The sequence below is a fragment of the Bradyrhizobium sp. B124 genome (genome assembly GCF_038967635.1).
Classification (GTDB): domain Bacteria; phylum Pseudomonadota; class Alphaproteobacteria; order Rhizobiales; family Xanthobacteraceae; genus Bradyrhizobium.
Genome location: NZ_CP152413.1, coordinates 6,122,817 through 6,137,664 on the forward strand (window position 1 = coordinate 6,122,817; position 14,848 = coordinate 6,137,664).

Sequence of the window (14,848 nt, forward strand, 5' to 3'; positions counted from 1 at the left end):
GCATTGGCTTTCGATGCCTGTCCGGCGCATCATGGCTGGTGTCGCCGACGACGAGATCTGCAGCAGGTAACGGAGGGACAGATGGCCGAATCGAAGGTTGAGACCGCCAACACTGCAGGCGCCGCGCCACCCTCCGGCGACAGCGGCGGCGTCAGCGAGCTCGCGATCGCGACCGTCCGCACCGTGCCGATCGAGCAGGCGCAGTCCCGCACCGAGCACGATCTGCTCGGCGAGGACGATGTGCCGGCCAATGCGCTGTGGGGCATCCACACCAAGCGCGCGGTGGTGAACTTTCCGATCACCGGCGTGCCGGTCGGCCATTTCCCGGAATTCGTCCGCGCGCTGGCGCTGGTGAAGCAAGCGGCCGCCCGCGCCAACAAGCGGCTGGGTTATCTCGCGCCGGAAAAGGCCGATGCGATCGACAAGGCCTGCACCCAGATCGCGACCGACAAGGTCTATGCCGAGTCCTTCGTCGTCGACGCGATCCAGGGCGGCGCCGGGACCTCGACCAACATGAACGCCAACGAGGTGATCGCCAATGTCGCGCTGGGGCTGATGGGCAAGAAGCCCGGCGACTATCACGCGCTGCATCCGAACGACGACGTCAACATGGCACAGTCGACCAACGACGCCTATCCGACAGCGCTGCGGCTCGCGGTGATCTTTGCCACCCAGCCGCTGGTGCGGGCGCTCGATGACCTCGCCTATGCCTTCAAGGGCAAGGCGGTGGAGTTCGCCGATGTCCTGAAGATGGGCCGCACCCAGCTGCAGGATGCGGTGCCGATGACACTCGGCCAGGAGTTCGACGCCTTCCATGCCACCGTGAAGGAGGACGTCGCGCGGCTGAACGAGATCTCCAGCCTGTTCCGCGAGGTCAATCTCGGCGCCACCGCGATCGGGACCGGCATCAATGCGGATCCGCGTTATGCGGCGCTTGCGGTCGAGGAGCTGTCGCGGCTGTCGGGCCAGCCCATGGTGCTGGCTTCGAACCTGATCGAGGCAACCTCCGACCTCGGCGCCTTCGTGCTGTTCTCCGGCGTGCTGAAGCGCGTCGCAGTGAAGGTGTCGAAGATCTGCAACGACCTCCGCCTGCTGTCGTCGGGGCCGCGCACCGGCATCGGCGAGATCAGGCTGCCCGCGGTGCAGGCCGGCTCGTCGATCATGCCCGGCAAGGTCAACCCTGTGATTCCGGAGGTGGTCAACCAGGTCGCCTTCCTCGTGATCGGGCACGATCTCACGGTGACGATGTGCGCCGAAGGCGGCCAGCTCCAGCTCAATGCCTTTGAGCCGACCATCGGCTATTGCGTGTTGAGCTCGCTGCGCATGCTGACGGCGGCGATCGATACGCTGACCAAGCGCTGCGTCGATGGCATCGAGGCCGACCGCGAGCGTTGCCGCAGCCTGGTGCAGGGCTCGATCGGCCTGATCACGGCGCTGGCGCCGGCACTCGGCTATGAGGCCTCATCGCGCGTGGCGCGCCGCGCGCTGAAGGAGAACCGCTCGGTCGCCGACATCGTGCTGGAGGAAAAGCTCCTGACCGAGGAGCAGCTCAACCAGTTGCTCGAGCTCGAAGCCATGACCCGCCCGGCGCGCCGTCAGCCCGTGCCGAAGTTGAAGGACAGTTGAGAGCAGGCGTTACCGATCCCGCGCGACGAACATCCATTTTGACCTTTGCAGGACGGACCTGCCGGCCGCATGCCGACGCGTCCGTGATGGCGCTTTGTGAAGCCGATCACACGTCCATCGGAGATGTATGATACGATGAAGCAACTTTAGATAATTGATGTACCGCGCTCGCGGCACAGGGATTGCGAGGTTTGCCATGGCCACGCCGAACCTGCCGACGCCAGATTTTGCCTTCGATCCCGATCAGCCCGGCGCCTGCATTGCCGGCGTGCGGCCTTATCGCAACGGATCGTACCGGCTCGATGCCGAAACCATCTCGCAGAGCTTCATCGTGCATAATTACGGCCATGGCGGCGCCGGCATCACGCTGAGTTTTGGCTGCGCCGCGAAGGTCCGCGACATCGTCAGGGATCATCTGGCCGCAAGCCGTGGGGTCACCGAAGCCGCCGTGCTCGGCGCCGGCGTGATGGGTCTGACCGCCGCGACATTGCTGCTCGATCTCGGGCTCAAGGTCACGGTCTATTCCGATCGCGCGCCGCTCGAGACCACCTCCGCGAAGGCCGGCGGCCAGTGGGCCGTCTCGGTGGTGGAATTCGCCGGCAAGGAGCGCGAGCTCACCGACATCATCAAGAGCGCCTATCGTGCGTTCAAGGATCGGATCGGGCAGGGGTTCGGCGTGTTCGAGCGGCCGAACTACACCGCGACGCGTGCGCACAATCTCGACATCGTGCTGCAACTCGCGCCCGGCCTGATCCCGCCGCGGCAGCCGCTGCAGCGCTTGCCGTTCGCGCACCACACCAAGCCCGGCTTCGTTTACCAGACCCTGCTGATTGAGCCGCCGGTCCTGCTCGCCAGGCTGAAGGCCGATCTCGACCAGCGCGGCGTCAGCTTCGTGTCGAAGCGGTTCGTCAACCGTTCGGATATCCTGGCCAGCGTGCCGCAGCCGATCATCGTCAACTGCACCGGGCTCGGATCGATGACGCTGTGGAGCGACACCAAAATGATGCCGATCAAGGGACAGCTTGCGCTGCTGCGGCCGCAGCCGGCGCTGCAATATCTCTACGGCCAGAACGGCTACCTGTTCCCGCGCAGCGATCACGTCGTGATCGGCGGCACCTTCGAGCCCGGCGTCAACAACGAGACCCCGGACAAGGCGGTGTGCCAGGGCCTCGTCGATCACATCGCCTCGCTGTTCGGCAAGGCACCGGCGAGGCCGCTGCCCGACATCCATATCCACAACCCCGTCCACGCGCCGATCGTCAACCCGGCAATTCCCGAGGTCTGAGGGGTCGCCATGGAACATCCGCTTCGCGTCGGCGAGTTCTTGCCCTCCGATGCGCCGGTTGCCGCCGCCGACGCCGAGATCGCCGCGCCGCCGGCGGAGGCCGTGGCACCGCTGCCGCCATTGCCGAACCTGCCGGCGACCGACGTTGAGTTCCTGCGGCCGCAGGACGCGCACTATGCGGATTACCTGCCTGCCGCGAGCAAGCGCAAGCAATTGGCACCGGCGCTGCGTGCGGTCTGCAAGACCGAGCACGCGGTTGCCGTGATGGTCGACTGGGTGCGCAGCAACGGATTGAGCTTCGCCGTTCGCTGCGGCGGGCATTCCTATGAAGGCCTGTCGCAATCGTCCGGGGTTGCGATCGACGTGCGTGGATTGAAGCAGATTGTGGTCGACAAGGCCTCGAACCTCGTCACGGCAGGCTCCGGCGTATCGCTCTACGAGCTCTATTCCGCGTTGGCCGCCCAGGGCCTCGCACTGCAGGCAGGGAGTTGCCCGACCGTCGGCATCTCCGGTCATCTCACCGGCGGTGGCCACGGCCTGCTCGCGCGCTCGCATGGACTGACCTGCGACGGCCTGCTGCAGGCGAATGTCGTCGACGCCCAGGCGCGTGTGCTGCAGGCCAATGCGACATCGGAGCCGGACCTCTGGTGGGCCTGCCGCGGCGGCGGTGGTGGCAGCTTCGGCATCGCGACCGAGTTCAGGATCGAGGTGTTTCCCCTGAAGACGGCGCGGGTGTTCGGTGTCTCCTGGAAACTGTCGCAGGCCCACGCCGCGCAATTGTTCGCCGCCTGGCAGGACTGGGCGCCGAATGCGCCGTCGAACATCACCTCGATCATGAAGGTCGGCCCGGCCGGCCACGGCCTGATCACGATGCGCTGCATTGGCCAGTCGGTCGGCAGCGAGAGCGAGCTGCGCAGCGAACTCCGGCGATTGACGGCGGTGCGGCCGCCGTCATCGGCGCTGTCGGTGCAATCGCTCGCCTTCCTCGATGCGGTCAAGCACTTTGCCGGACCGCTCGCCTACGAGTCGGTGCTGATGAAGGCGAAGTCGGACTACGTGCTGACGCCGCTCGCCTCCGACGGCATCGAAGCCATGATGGCGGCGGTCGCGCCGATCGCGCCGGGCGGCATCGTGCTGCTGTGCGATTCCTATGGCGGTCGGATCGCCGATGTTGCCGCCGACGCCACCGCATTCCCGCGCCGCGCCGGCACGCAGTACTGTATCCAGTACTTCTCGAGCTGGAGCCGATCCGCCGACACCGCGGCGCATCTCGCTGACGTCGCGAGGGTCTATGCGGCGATGCGCCCTTTCATGCCGGGCGCGTCCTACGTCAATTATTGCGATCTCGACCTCGACGGCTATGCGTCAGCCTATTGGGGCAACAACCTCGCCCGGCTGGTCGCGGTGAAGCAGCAATACGATCCCGATGATCTGTTCCACCACGCCCAAAGCGTGCCGCTCAGCGTCCCGACGGCATGAGGAGCAGGCCGAAGCTCAAAGCGTCTTGATGAACTCGATCAGGGCGCGGCGCTCGTCTTCCTTCAACTCCGGCCCGATCACGCCGAGGCGCTTCTCGTTCGAGAATTCGTGCCCGGAATTGCTGTTGCCGCGTTTGCTGGTGTCGAGCACGAAGGCGTTCTTGATATTGTCCTTCCAGACATGGCCGAGATCCTTGGGGTCGTACTCCCGGTTGCCGAGATAGAAGGTCGAGGGACGATCCTTCACCGGCGACAGCAGCGCGTAGATGGAGGGCACCGATCCGTTGTGCAGATAGGGCGGGGTGGCCCAGATGCCGTTGAGCGGCCGGACCTTGTAGGCCAGCGGCGCCTGGATCTCGTTCGGCCGGTAGCCGTTGATGCGCTTGCGATCCTCCGGCGGGGTCTTGTTCTGGTCGTACCAGGTGTCGACGGTCTTCTCGACCAACTCGCCGAGCGCGGGTCCGAAACCACCGTCCTTGATCTTCAGATTGGCGGGCGTCTCGACGGTGCGGCTCGCAAGGCCCTCGGCCTGCGCGCTGTCGGTGCCGATATGGCTGATCGGAATCATCTCGACGTCGAGCAGCGGCTGGCCGGCGTCGTTCTTGATCCAGCGCTTCTTGTCCTTGAACAGCGCAAAGGCTTCGCTCGCGGGCAGCGCCTTGCTGTCGATCGCCGGGCCATGGCAGCCCTGGCAGTGCGTCTTGTAGAGCTCGCCGCCCTTCTTCGCGAGATCCATGTTGATCTGCCCCAGGATATTCTCCGGCCATTTCGGCGACGCCAGGCCGCCAAAGCCCTTGTCCTCGCTGGGCGGCTCGCCGGCGATCATCCGCTCCATCTCGTGCAGCACGTCGATCCGCGCGCTGGATTTGAACAGGCCCCTGGACTCGTCGAGCAGATTGAGCTCGGCGCTGACGCCGAGCGCCTCGCCGGCATTGCGCACCATCGGCTGCATGATCGAGCCGTCATACTGCACCCAGCTGAACCACGGCGCGTTCCAGATCCGCGGGAAATGCACCGGCGCCGAATGCGAGGCATAATTGTTCGGATTGTTCAGATCGATCGAGAACACCTGGTTGCCGATCCGGTTCAGTGCGTCGAGCCGCGCATAGCCTTCCTCGACGCTGTTGGCGGCGACCTTGGTCTCCAGTGCATTGATGTTGGCGTATTGCTTCAGCACGAGATCGAGCTGGCTGCGCAGCGCCATGCGCTCGTCGAGGCTGGCATCCTTGCCGAGGATCTCGTCGGCGAAGCGCGAGAAGCGGCCCGGCCAGAACCGCGTCAACAGCAGCGAGACGCCGACGCTCTTCTGGAATTCGAACAAATTGGTGTTGGCGGGCCCGCCGTCGATCACGATCTCGGTGCCGCGGTAGCTGAAGCTTCCGGTGTGGCAGGCGGAGCAGGTCAGCCCGACCCCGTTCATGTCGGCCTTGCTATGCGGGTTGCGCCAGGGCGCGCCGTTGGCGTCGGCCATCGGGCCACTCGGCGCGAAGCCGATCGGCAGTGCATCGGGGCTACCCGGAATCACAGTGTCGGGAATAAAGCCGAAGCGGCCGAGATAATTGGTCTCGCTGAGCCGCGGTGCCGCTGTGAGCAGTGGCCAGATCGTCGGCTGCTCCAGCGCCATGAACCATTCAAGGGGAATGCCGAAAGTCCGCGTGCCCTGGTCGGCGTGATAGAACCAGCGCAGCCGCTCGGCGCTGACGTTCTGATCCAGCCACACCGTCTTTGCCGGCGGCTGGTAGTCGACGACCTTGACGCGGAAGCCGCTCGCCACCGTCTCGATATCGTCCTTGAGGTAGAGGACGCCGGCGACAATCAGCAGCCCGATGAAGAAGATCGTCTTGCGAGGCATGCCCCATTCCCCAATTCGCGGTACTCGCGCGTCATATTGATGAGATATTAAAAATCGCCGAAACAGGTTCGCGTTAAGCGTGTGATGCGCTGTGTGCCATCCTACAGTGGCGGCGCTCGGTCTACCAACGGAAATGTTGCAAAGGAAATGTTGGTTGGCTGTGAGCCAGTTCACTTGCGGCGTGTTCGCCTCGGCGGCATTTGCGCGCATGGCTGCCCGCGGCTAGAAATGACGGAGCAACAATTCTTCGAGATGTCATCTTGAACGCGCCAAGTGCACAACCGCTCACGATCACGGTCTCGGACGACAACTCGGTGTCCGCACTGCTGCTGCGCCCGGCGCAGGCCCGTAGCGCCTATGTGTTCGCGCATGGCGCCGGCGCCGGCATGGCGCATCCGTCGATGGAGACGATTGCGGTCGGCCTCGCCGAGCGCGGCATCGCGACCTTGCGCTATCAGTTTCCCTACATGGAGAGGGGCAGCAAGCGGCCCGATCCGCCCGCCGTCGCGCAGGCGACGGTGCGCGCCGCGGTGGCGGAGGCCGCGCGCCGTTGCGGCGAACTGCCGCTGTTCGCCGGCGGCAAGTCGTTCGGCGGACGCATGACCTCGCAGGCGCAGGCCAAAGCGCCGCTCGCCGGCGTGCGCGGGCTGGTGTTCCTCGGCTTTCCCCTGCATCCCGCCGGCCAGCCGTCGAGCGAGCGGGCCAAACATCTCGCCGAGGTCAAGGTCCCGATGCTGTTCCTGCAGGGCACGCGCGATGCGCTGGCCGAGCTCGATCTGCTCGAGCCCGTCGTGAAGGGGCTGGGTGCGCGCGCCACGTTGCAGTTGGTGCAGGAGGCGGATCACTCCTTCCATGTCCTCAAGCGTTCCGGCCGCAACGACCGCGAGGTGATGGCCGAGGTGCTCGATGCGTTCGCGGCCTGGGTCGCGAAGCATGTGTAGGTGGGTAGCCCGGATGCAGCGAAGCGAAATCCGGGGCCGGCCTTTCCACCTGTGACACCGTCCCGGATTGCGCTTCGCTCCATCCGGGCTACTAATCTCGACTCATGACCAAGATCCTGATCGTCAATCCCAACACCACCGCGTCGATGACCGCGACGATTGCCACTGCGGCCCAGGCGGTTGCCGCTGATGGTACCGAGATCGTGGCCGTCACATCGTCGATGGGACCCGCCTCGATCGAGGGCTTCTACGACGAGGCGTTCGCCGTTCCCGGGCTGATCGACGCATTGCTGAAGACGCCGGACGCTGATGCCGGCATCGTCGCCTGCTTCGACGACACCGGGCTCGATGCCGCGCGGTCGGCAGCGCGTTATCCGGTGGTCGGCATCTGCGAGGCGGCGCTGGTTACGGCCGGGCAGATCGCCAAGCGCATCGGCATCGTCACCACGCTGCCGCGCTCGATCGTGCCGCTCGAGGAACTGGTCCGCCGCTACGGCTTTGCCGATCGCGCCACGGTCACCGCCTGCGACGTCGCGGTGCTCGATCTGGAGAAACCGGGTTCGGGCGCCAGGCCAAAGCTGGAGGCGGAGATCGCCCGCGCACTGGAGAAGGGCGCCGACGCCATCGTGCTCGGATGTGCCGGCATGGCCGATCTCGCCCATGAGCTGTCCGCGCAATTCGGCGTGCCTGTCGTCGACGGCGTGGCCGCCGCGGTGAAACAGGCGGAAGCGCTCGCCGGCCTCAAGCTCACGACTTCGCGCCGCGGCGCCTATGCTTCGCCTGGAGTGAAGAGATACACGGGTCTGCTCGAAGGATTCGCACCAGGTCTCAAGGAATGACCTCGTCATTGCGAGGAGCGTAGCGACGAAGCAATCCATTTCTCGGCAAGTGGTGATATGGATTGCTTCGCTTCGCTCGCAATGACAGTGAGATCGTTATGACGCCGCGCCGCCATAGATCCGGTCGCGCAGGCGGCGCATGCCGGACAGCCAGCGCTCGCGATTGGTGGCCTTGCGCTGCATGTATTCCTGCACCTGGGGATGCGAAAGGATCAGGAAGCGCTCCTCGGCCATCGCCTCGATCACCATCCGTGCCACTTCGCCGGGTTGCAGCACGCCGTCGACACGCGCCGCGCTCGGGCCCGGCGTGGTCATCCCCGTCTGCACCGATTGCGGGCAGAGCACGGAGACGCGGATGCCGCGATCGCCATACTGGATGGCGAGATGCTCGGCGAGCGCGACCGCCGCGTTCTTGGTTACGCCGTAAGGCATCGAGTTCAGCGAGGCCAATAGCCCCGCCGCCGACGCGGTGTTGATGAGATAGCCGGAGCCGCGCGCGAGCATGCCGGGCACCAGCGCGCGCGCCGCGAACACATGGCTCATCACATGCACCCGCCAGCTCACGTCCCAGTCGGCATCGGACGCGGCTTCCTGTCCCTTGCGCGACAGCCCGGCATTGGAGAAGAACACGTCGACCGGGCCATACTTGTCCTCCGCCGCGGCGATCAGCGCCTTGACGTCCTCCTCGAGCCCGACATCGGCGGTGACCGCGAGCCCGTCGATGTCGCCGGCAACGCTGGCGAGCCGGTCGCGCGAGGTCTTGAGATCGGCGACCACGACGCCGCGGGCGCCGGCGTCGGCATAGGCCCGCGCCACCGCTTCGCCGATCCCGCTCGCGCCGCCGGTGACGATGCAGACCTTGTCCTTGACTTGCATGGTTCGATATCCCTGCTTGTTAGCGTCGTGGGGCGGATTGTCAGCTCTGATAGAGCCCCTTGTCACGCGCCTTCTGGATCGCGAGCGCGGCCATCAGGTCGAGCATCGGGGTCGGAAGGTTAGCTGCGCGGGCAAACGCCGCCGGTGCGCGCACCAGCACATCGATCTCCATGGCGCGTCCGAGCTCGTAGTCCTGCAGGATCGATGGCTTGTGGTCCGGCGCCGGGCCTGAGCGGGTGACGCGCTTGACCTCGGGAATGTAGTGCGTCGCCACCGCATTGGCCTCGTCGAGCAGGCGCGGGATCACGTCCTGCATGTCAGCATCGTCGCGGACGCCGCGTGCGGTCAACCCCGTCAGCAGGCAGAGCACCGACATCGACATGTTGGTCAATAGCTTCGACCAGATCGTCTCGCGGATCTCGTTGACCGCGGGCGATTCGATCGATGCGTCATTGAGTGCCGCACGCAAATTGGCGATGCGCTCGCTCCGTCGGTCGTCGCATTCGCCGATCAAAAGCCGGTTGCGATCCGGCGACAGGTTCGCCGCCACGCCGGGCGCAACCACCTCATTGGAGGAGAAGATCACGCCGCCGATGATCCGCTCCTTCGGGATGGCGCTGCGCAGGCGCCCGCCGGGATCGAGGAAGCCGAGATCGGGGATGGCGGGATGCCGCGGCGGCAGGCCGAGATCGTACCACCAGGGAATGCCGTTCTGCGCGAACACGATTGATGTGTCGTGCTGAAGCAGCGGCGGCAGTCCGGTTGCGAGCGCGCCGATGCCGGTGGCCTTCAGCGTGCTGATGACGACGTCCTGCGGCCCCAGTTCGGCAGGATCGGCCGACGCCTTCACCTTCGCGGTGACGCTGGTGTCGCCGACCTTCAGCGTCAATCCGCGGGATTTGACCGCGTCGAGATGCGGCCCGCGCATCACGCAGGACACATCGTGGCCGGCGCGTGCCAGCCGGACTGCGAAATGGCTGCCGACCGCGCCCGCGCCGAAAATGCAGATACGCATGGGTGGAACAATTCCTTCCAACGTGCCGCATCAGTTTCCACAAGCGCAGGGCATCGCGCAACCCGTCATGCGCGGGGCGCGGTCGCACGCGCTCGAAAGTGATGGATCAAGCCATCTCCGCTCGCCATAGTGCAAGGCTAGTACAAGACAGCAGCAATACCGAACGAGGGAGAAACGTCATGTCGGCCAGCCCAGTCCTGTGGAGCCTCGATGCGCGCGGGGTCGCGACCGTCACGCTGAATCGCCCCGAGGTCAACAACGCCTATGACGGCGCACTGATTGCGGGCGTGCTGGCCGCGATCGACGATCTCTCGACCAGGCCGGTGCGCGTCGTCGTGCTGAACGGCAACGGCAAGCATTTCCAGGCCGGCGCCGACCTGAAATGGATCAACGGCGTGCGGCCGAAATCATCCGAGGAGAACGAGGCGGCGTCGCGCGCCACCTTCGAGGCCGTGCAGCGCCTCAACACGCTGCCGGTGCCGACCGTGGCGCTGGTGCAGGGCGGTTGCTTCGGCGGCGGCACCGGCGTGATCGCGGCCTGCGATATCGTGATCGCGGCCGACAACGCGCTGTTCTCGATCACCGAGGTGCGCTGGGGCCTGACGGCTGCGATCATCATCCCGCAGCTTTGCGACGCCATCGGCGCGCGCCAGGTGCGCCGCTACGCGCTGACCGGCGAACGTTTCGGCGCTGAGGATGCCCGCCGCATCGGCCTGGTCCATGAGGTGGTGCCATCAGCCGATCTCGAGAGCGCAGGTGCCAAGGTCGTCGAGCAGCTGCTCGGCAACGCGCCGGATGCGATGGCCGAGACCAAGAAGCTCGCGATGGAGAGTTCGTTCGGCGGCATGGGCGTGGATGATGAGGCCTACAAGCGCCTCGTCCATCTGCATTCGGCCAAGCGGCAGACCGCCGAGGCGGCCGAAGGACTCGCGTCCTTTGCCGAGAAGCGCGCGGGCCGGTGGGGCGGCGGCGGGGCATAGGCCCGGCCGCTCAGCTCAGCAGCCGCGGCAGATGCCACGCATGCTGCGATAGACCTCTTCGTCGTCACGACGCATCTGCTGCAACTGATCGAACGTCTTCGATTCGCTCGACTGGGTGATCGGCGGCGGCTCGGGCTTGCGCTTCGCCGCCAGCTCCTGCTCCTGGCGATGGTAGCAGGCCTCGCGCTCCGGCTTGGCCTCGATGAACCGGCAGGTCTCGATCGCCGCCGCGGGCCCGGCGGCGAGGATGAGGCCAAGCGACACTGACATCAGGAGTTTCAAAGCGGGGGATCCTTTGGCGTCCTTGTCTCAGGTCCGTATGCGAGGGCAAGACCATCTCGCATCACAGCGATTGCGCCAGTGACTTTTTCAATGTCTTCAGCAGCGCCTGCACCGCGGCGGCATTGATGCGGCGCTCGGGAACGGCGGCCTTCACCCACAGTTCCGGGATCGGAAACTCGGCGAGGATCGGCTGCAAGGCGCCGTCGCGCAGCGCGTCCGCGACCAGATAGTGCGAGAGCAGCGCGATGCCATTGCCGGCGATCGCGCTTTGCGCCAGCACACGGCCCTCGTTCGACGAGAGAATCGGGCGCACCTGGACATTGATGCGGCCGCGTGGTCCCTCGAACGGCCATTCCGGTCCGGTCGGCAGGAAACTGAGGCAGCGGTGATCGACCAGGTCGCGCGGATGTTTCGGCGTGCCGTGCTTCTTCAGATACGCTGACGAGGCGCACAACAGCCGCGGCAGCCGGCACAAAGGCTCGTCGACGACGCCACCGAAGGAATGCGGGAAGGCGCCGATCGCGATGTCAAAACCTTCGGTCACCGGATCGACCGGACGGTCGATCATCACGATCTCGAGCTTCACGCTTCTGTTCTGCTTCTGGAAGATCGTGAAGGCATCGGCGAGCCGCGCGACCGTTAGCGAGGTCGGCGCCTTCACGCGCAGATGATCGGTGAGATCGCGCTGCTTCTCGCCCATCCGCGACAGTAGATCGCCGACATCGGCAACCACGCCGCGGGCGCGATGGACATATTGCTGCCCGGCCTCAGTCAGCCGCAACTGACGGGTCGAGCGGTGGAACAGCGCGGTGCCGATCCGCTCCTCGAGCTGGGTCACGCGCTTGGCGACGACCGACGTCGCGACGTTGAGCTTGCGCGCCGCGGCGGAGAAGCCGCCGGCGTCGGCGGTGGCGAGGAAGGCTTCGAGATTGACCAGCGTATCCATCTGCGCTTCCCAATAGCCTTTCTCGATTCGCGAAAGCTGATTACATAATTTGGTGGATTGTACTGCAATCCGCATCAATTCATAGTTGGCCCAATCAACTTTGTTCAGGGCGGAAATGATGCTGATGAGCACGATCGAAGAACCTGCGCGACAGGTCCCGGTCTATGGCGAATATGATGTGGTGGTGCTTGGCGGCGGTCCGGCCGGCATCGCGGCAGCGGTCGGCGCGGCACGGGCCGGGCGGCGTACGCTCTTGATCGAGCGCTACGGCTTTCTCGGCGGCATGGGCACCGCGGCGGGCGTGACGAACTTCTGCGGGCTGCACGCCAACATCTTCGGCGAGATGCATCGCGTGGTGCAGGGCATCGCCTCCGACCTGCTGGCGCGGATCGACCGGCTCGGCGGGTTGAACGCGCCGCATCTGATCCTCGGCAAGATCCTAGCGCAGGCCTATGACACCGCGGCCTACAAGATCGCGGCGGACGATCTCTTGGCGCATCACAAGGTCGATATCCTGTTCCACGCGCTCGGCGCCGGCGTCGTCATGGATGGCGCGCACATCCGCGCGCTGATGGTGGAAACCAAGGCCGGCCGGCAGGCCGTGCGGGCCGGCATCTTCATCGACTGCTCCGGTGACGGCGACCTCGCGGTGTGGGCCGGCGCGTCCTATGAGGTCGGCGACAACCAAGGCGGAATGCTCTACCCCTCGATGATGTTCCGTCTCAATGGCATCGATCCGGCGAAAGCCGGCGATGCATGGCAGACGATCCCGGCGCTGATGGCGGAAGCCGAGGCCGCCGGCACCCGCAAATTCCCGCGCAAGTCCGCGATCGTCCGGCCGCAGAAATCGCAGATCGAATGGCGGGTGAATTTCACCCAGGTGACGCGGAGCGATGGCGGCGCCATCTCGGGCATTGATCCAGATGACATGACGCGCGGTGAGATCGAGGGCCGTCGCCAGGCGGTCGAGGCCTTTGCGTTCCTGCGCACGGTGCCCGGATTCGAGAATTCCTACATCGTCGATCTGCCGCCGCAGCTCGGCATCCGCGAGACGCGGCGCGTGATCGGCGGCTACATGCTGTCCGGCGAGGACGTCTTGGGCTGTGCCTCGTTCGAGGACTCGATCGGCGTCAATGGATGGCCGAAGGAATCCCACGTGCCGGGCGACGTGATCTTCGAGTTTCCGCCGATCCCGGAAAGCCGCGGCTATAACGAGTTACCGTATCGCATGCTGGTGCCTGATGGCGTCGACAACCTGCTGGTCGCCGGCCGCTGCGCTTCGATGACCCATGAAGGACAATCGGCGGCGCGCGTCTCCGGTGCCTGTTTCGTGATGGGCGAGGCGGCGGGAACCGCGGCCGCGCTGGCACTGTCGGGCAATACGATTCCGCGCGACATTTCCGTCGAAAAGTTGCAACAACAGCTTGGCAAGCAGGGTGCGTTTATCGGCCGCGATCAGGCCGTGCCCGAAGGACTCTAGAGCGTTTTCAAGCGAAGTGGACACCGGTTCGCGTGAATAAAATGCGTCAAAACAGGAATCTGGAGCCCCATTCCGATCTAATCGGAACGGAAACGGCTCTTGGCGGAGGACGACAATGAAGGGTTGGGCGCGGCTCGCACTCGCGGGTCTCTTGGTGTGGGCCGCGAGTGGGATTGCACGGGCCGATGATCTCCTGAAGGCGAAGGTCGGTGTCTTGCGCCTGTCGTCCTCGGCGCCGGTGTTCATCGCTCAGGACAAGGGCTATTTCCACGACGCCGGGCTCGACGTCGAGCTGAAGTTCTTCGACGCGGCGCAGCCGATCGCGGTCGCGACCACATCGGGCGATGTCGATTTCGGCATCACCGCTTTCACCGCGGGGCTCTACAATCTCGCCGGCAAGGGCACGCTGAAGGTGATCGGCGGCATGAGCCGCGAGAAGGCCGGCTATCCCTTGATCGGCTATTTCGCCAGCAACAATGCCTATGCCGCCGGCCTCAAGACCCCGAAGGATCTCGCCGGCAAGCGCGTGGCGGTGACCCAGGTCGGCTCCAGCTTCCACTATTCGCTCGGCCTGCTCGCCGACAAATACGGCTTCAAGCTGTCCGACGTGAAGGTCGTGCCGCTGCAGTCGCTGTCGAACGCGGCCGCGGCGCTGAAGGGTGAAACCGTCGACGCGGCGCTGTTGCCGGTTTCGACCGCGCGGACGCTGATGGACTCCAACGGCGCGAAATTCCTGGGCTGGGTCGGCGACGAGACGCCGTGGCAGTTAGGGGCCATCTTCGCTTCGCCGAAGACATTGGCCAATGCCGCTTTGGTGACCAGGCTGCTCACCGCGCTCACCCGCGCCGACCACGAATACCACGACGTGATCCTGACCGCGATCAAGGACGGCGTGGTACCGATCAACGACAAGACAAGGCCGCTGCTCGAGATCATCGCCAAATACACCAATCTTCCGGTCGAGCAGGTGGTGGGCAACTGCGCCTATGTCGATCCCGACGGCAAGCTCGACGTGAAGAACGTCGGCAACCAGATCGAATGGCTGCAGGAGCAGGGCTTCGTCGACAAGGGCTTTGACGCCGGCACGATCATCGCCAAGGATCATGTGAAGGCGGATTGATGCGGACACGTAACGAACCGTCATTGCGAGCGAAGCGAAGCAATCCATCGTGCCACATCCGCGGATGGATGGATTGCTTCGTCGCTTCGCTCCTCGCAATGACGAGCTCTATTGCGAGCAGTGCATAG

Annotated in this window: 13 protein-coding genes; 8 read left to right on the forward strand and 5 right to left on the reverse strand. The window is 65.3% G+C overall.

All coding sequences use genetic code 11. The annotated features are described in order from the left end of the window. Window positions 1-81 precede the first annotated feature (81 nt). The 3 genes from AAFG13_RS29065 to AAFG13_RS29075 all read left to right on the forward strand — a co-directional run bounded on the left by AAFG13_RS29065 (window position 82) and on the right by AAFG13_RS29075 (window position 4,390). A complete protein-coding gene (locus AAFG13_RS29065; RefSeq protein ID WP_342708953.1) occupies window positions 82-1,626 on the forward strand; it encodes an aspartate ammonia-lyase in 1,545 nt (514 codons plus the stop codon). Between the two features lie 196 nt (window positions 1,627-1,822). Then, the gene (locus AAFG13_RS29070) at window positions 1,823-2,911 is read left to right on the forward strand and encodes an FAD-dependent oxidoreductase (protein ID WP_212311865.1); all 1,089 of its coding nucleotides are present in this window, start codon (window positions 1,823-1,825) and stop codon (window positions 2,909-2,911) included. Window positions 2,912-2,920: 9 nt separating this feature from the next. Beyond that, the gene (locus AAFG13_RS29075; RefSeq protein ID WP_342708954.1) at window positions 2,921-4,390 is read left to right on the forward strand and encodes an FAD-binding oxidoreductase; all 1,470 of its coding nucleotides are present in this window, start codon (window positions 2,921-2,923) and stop codon (window positions 4,388-4,390) included. Between the two features lie 15 nt (window positions 4,391-4,405). Here the strand turns inward: AAFG13_RS29075 and AAFG13_RS29080 are convergent, their stop codons facing one another. Beyond that, a complete protein-coding gene (locus AAFG13_RS29080; protein ID WP_342708955.1) occupies window positions 4,406-6,241 on the reverse strand; it encodes a cytochrome c in 1,836 nt (611 codons plus the stop codon). A 260-nt stretch (window positions 6,242-6,501) separates the two neighbouring features. Here AAFG13_RS29080 and AAFG13_RS29085 point away from each other — a divergent pair, with 260 nt between their 5' ends. Continuing rightward, a complete protein-coding gene (locus AAFG13_RS29085) occupies window positions 6,502-7,182 on the forward strand; it encodes an alpha/beta family hydrolase (RefSeq protein ID WP_342708956.1) in 681 nt (226 codons plus the stop codon). Window positions 7,183-7,286: 104 nt separating this feature from the next. Further along, window positions 7,287-8,021, forward strand: a complete 735-nt coding sequence (locus tag AAFG13_RS29090) for an aspartate/glutamate racemase family protein (RefSeq protein WP_342708957.1) — start codon at window positions 7,287-7,289, stop codon at window positions 8,019-8,021. Window positions 8,022-8,117: 96 nt separating this feature from the next. On the opposite strand, the gene AAFG13_RS29095 is transcribed toward AAFG13_RS29090, so the two are convergent. Beyond that, window positions 8,118-8,897 (reverse strand): SDR family oxidoreductase, encoded by a 780-nt coding sequence (locus AAFG13_RS29095; RefSeq protein ID WP_342708958.1) that lies wholly within the window; start codon window positions 8,895-8,897, stop codon window positions 8,118-8,120. A 40-nt stretch (window positions 8,898-8,937) separates the two neighbouring features. Next, complete coding sequence (locus AAFG13_RS29100; protein ID WP_342708959.1) at window positions 8,938-9,912, reverse strand: ketopantoate reductase family protein; 975 nt, start codon at window positions 9,910-9,912, stop codon at window positions 8,938-8,940. Window positions 9,913-10,091: 179 nt separating this feature from the next. On the opposite strand from AAFG13_RS29100, the gene AAFG13_RS29105 reads away from it, so the two are divergent. Beyond that, on the forward strand, window positions 10,092-10,892 hold the full coding sequence (locus tag AAFG13_RS29105) for an enoyl-CoA hydratase-related protein (RefSeq protein ID WP_342708960.1): 801 nt from the start codon (window positions 10,092-10,094) through the stop codon (window positions 10,890-10,892). A 15-nt stretch (window positions 10,893-10,907) separates the two neighbouring features. Here the strand turns inward: AAFG13_RS29105 and AAFG13_RS29110 are convergent, their stop codons facing one another. Together AAFG13_RS29110 and AAFG13_RS29115 are read right to left on the reverse strand one after the other, a co-directional pair. Beyond that, a complete protein-coding gene (locus tag AAFG13_RS29110) occupies window positions 10,908-11,162 on the reverse strand; it encodes a hypothetical protein (protein ID WP_342708961.1) in 255 nt (84 codons plus the stop codon). Window positions 11,163-11,235: 73 nt separating this feature from the next. Then, window positions 11,236-12,120 (reverse strand): LysR family transcriptional regulator, encoded by an 885-nt coding sequence (locus AAFG13_RS29115; RefSeq protein ID WP_342708962.1) that lies wholly within the window; start codon window positions 12,118-12,120, stop codon window positions 11,236-11,238. A gap of 118 nt (window positions 12,121-12,238) precedes the next feature. Here AAFG13_RS29115 and AAFG13_RS29120 point away from each other — a divergent pair, with 118 nt between their 5' ends. Both AAFG13_RS29120 and AAFG13_RS29125 read left to right on the forward strand, forming a co-directional pair. Continuing rightward, window positions 12,239-13,600: an FAD-dependent oxidoreductase gene (locus AAFG13_RS29120; RefSeq protein ID WP_342708963.1), complete on the forward strand. Its 1,362-nt coding sequence runs from the start codon at window positions 12,239-12,241 to the stop codon at window positions 13,598-13,600. Between the two features lie 115 nt (window positions 13,601-13,715). Further along, the gene (locus AAFG13_RS29125) at window positions 13,716-14,720 is read left to right on the forward strand and encodes an ABC transporter substrate-binding protein (protein ID WP_342708964.1); all 1,005 of its coding nucleotides are present in this window, start codon (window positions 13,716-13,718) and stop codon (window positions 14,718-14,720) included. Window positions 14,721-14,848: the final 128 nt, after the last annotated feature.

Bases quoted from the DNA above. Each gene is read 5' to 3' on its own strand.
- AAFG13_RS29120 (WP_342708963.1), top strand. From the start codon at position 12,239: ATGCTGATGAGCACGATCGAAGAACCTGCGCGACAGGTCCCGGTCTAT.
- AAFG13_RS29110 (WP_342708961.1), bottom strand. From the start codon at position 11,162: ATGTCAGTGTCGCTTGGCCTCATCCTCGCCGCCGGGCCCGCGGCGGCG.
- AAFG13_RS29115 (WP_342708962.1), bottom strand. From the start codon at position 12,120: ATGGATACGCTGGTCAATCTCGAAGCCTTCCTCGCCACCGCCGACGCC.
- AAFG13_RS29100 (WP_342708959.1), bottom strand. From the start codon at position 9,912: ATGCGTATCTGCATTTTCGGCGCGGGCGCGGTCGGCAGCCATTTCGCA.
- AAFG13_RS29075 (WP_342708954.1), top strand. From the start codon at position 2,921: ATGGAACATCCGCTTCGCGTCGGCGAGTTCTTGCCCTCCGATGCGCCG.
- AAFG13_RS29125 (WP_342708964.1), top strand. From the start codon at position 13,716: ATGAAGGGTTGGGCGCGGCTCGCACTCGCGGGTCTCTTGGTGTGGGCC.
- AAFG13_RS29065 (WP_342708953.1), top strand. From the start codon at position 82: ATGGCCGAATCGAAGGTTGAGACCGCCAACACTGCAGGCGCCGCGCCA.
- AAFG13_RS29095 (WP_342708958.1), bottom strand. From the start codon at position 8,897: ATGCAAGTCAAGGACAAGGTCTGCATCGTCACCGGCGGCGCGAGCGGG.
- AAFG13_RS29105 (WP_342708960.1), top strand. From the start codon at position 10,092: ATGTCGGCCAGCCCAGTCCTGTGGAGCCTCGATGCGCGCGGGGTCGCG.
- AAFG13_RS29080 (WP_342708955.1), bottom strand. From the start codon at position 6,241: ATGCCTCGCAAGACGATCTTCTTCATCGGGCTGCTGATTGTCGCCGGC.
- AAFG13_RS29090 (WP_342708957.1), top strand. From the start codon at position 7,287: ATGACCAAGATCCTGATCGTCAATCCCAACACCACCGCGTCGATGACC.
- AAFG13_RS29070 (WP_212311865.1), top strand. From the start codon at position 1,823: ATGGCCACGCCGAACCTGCCGACGCCAGATTTTGCCTTCGATCCCGAT.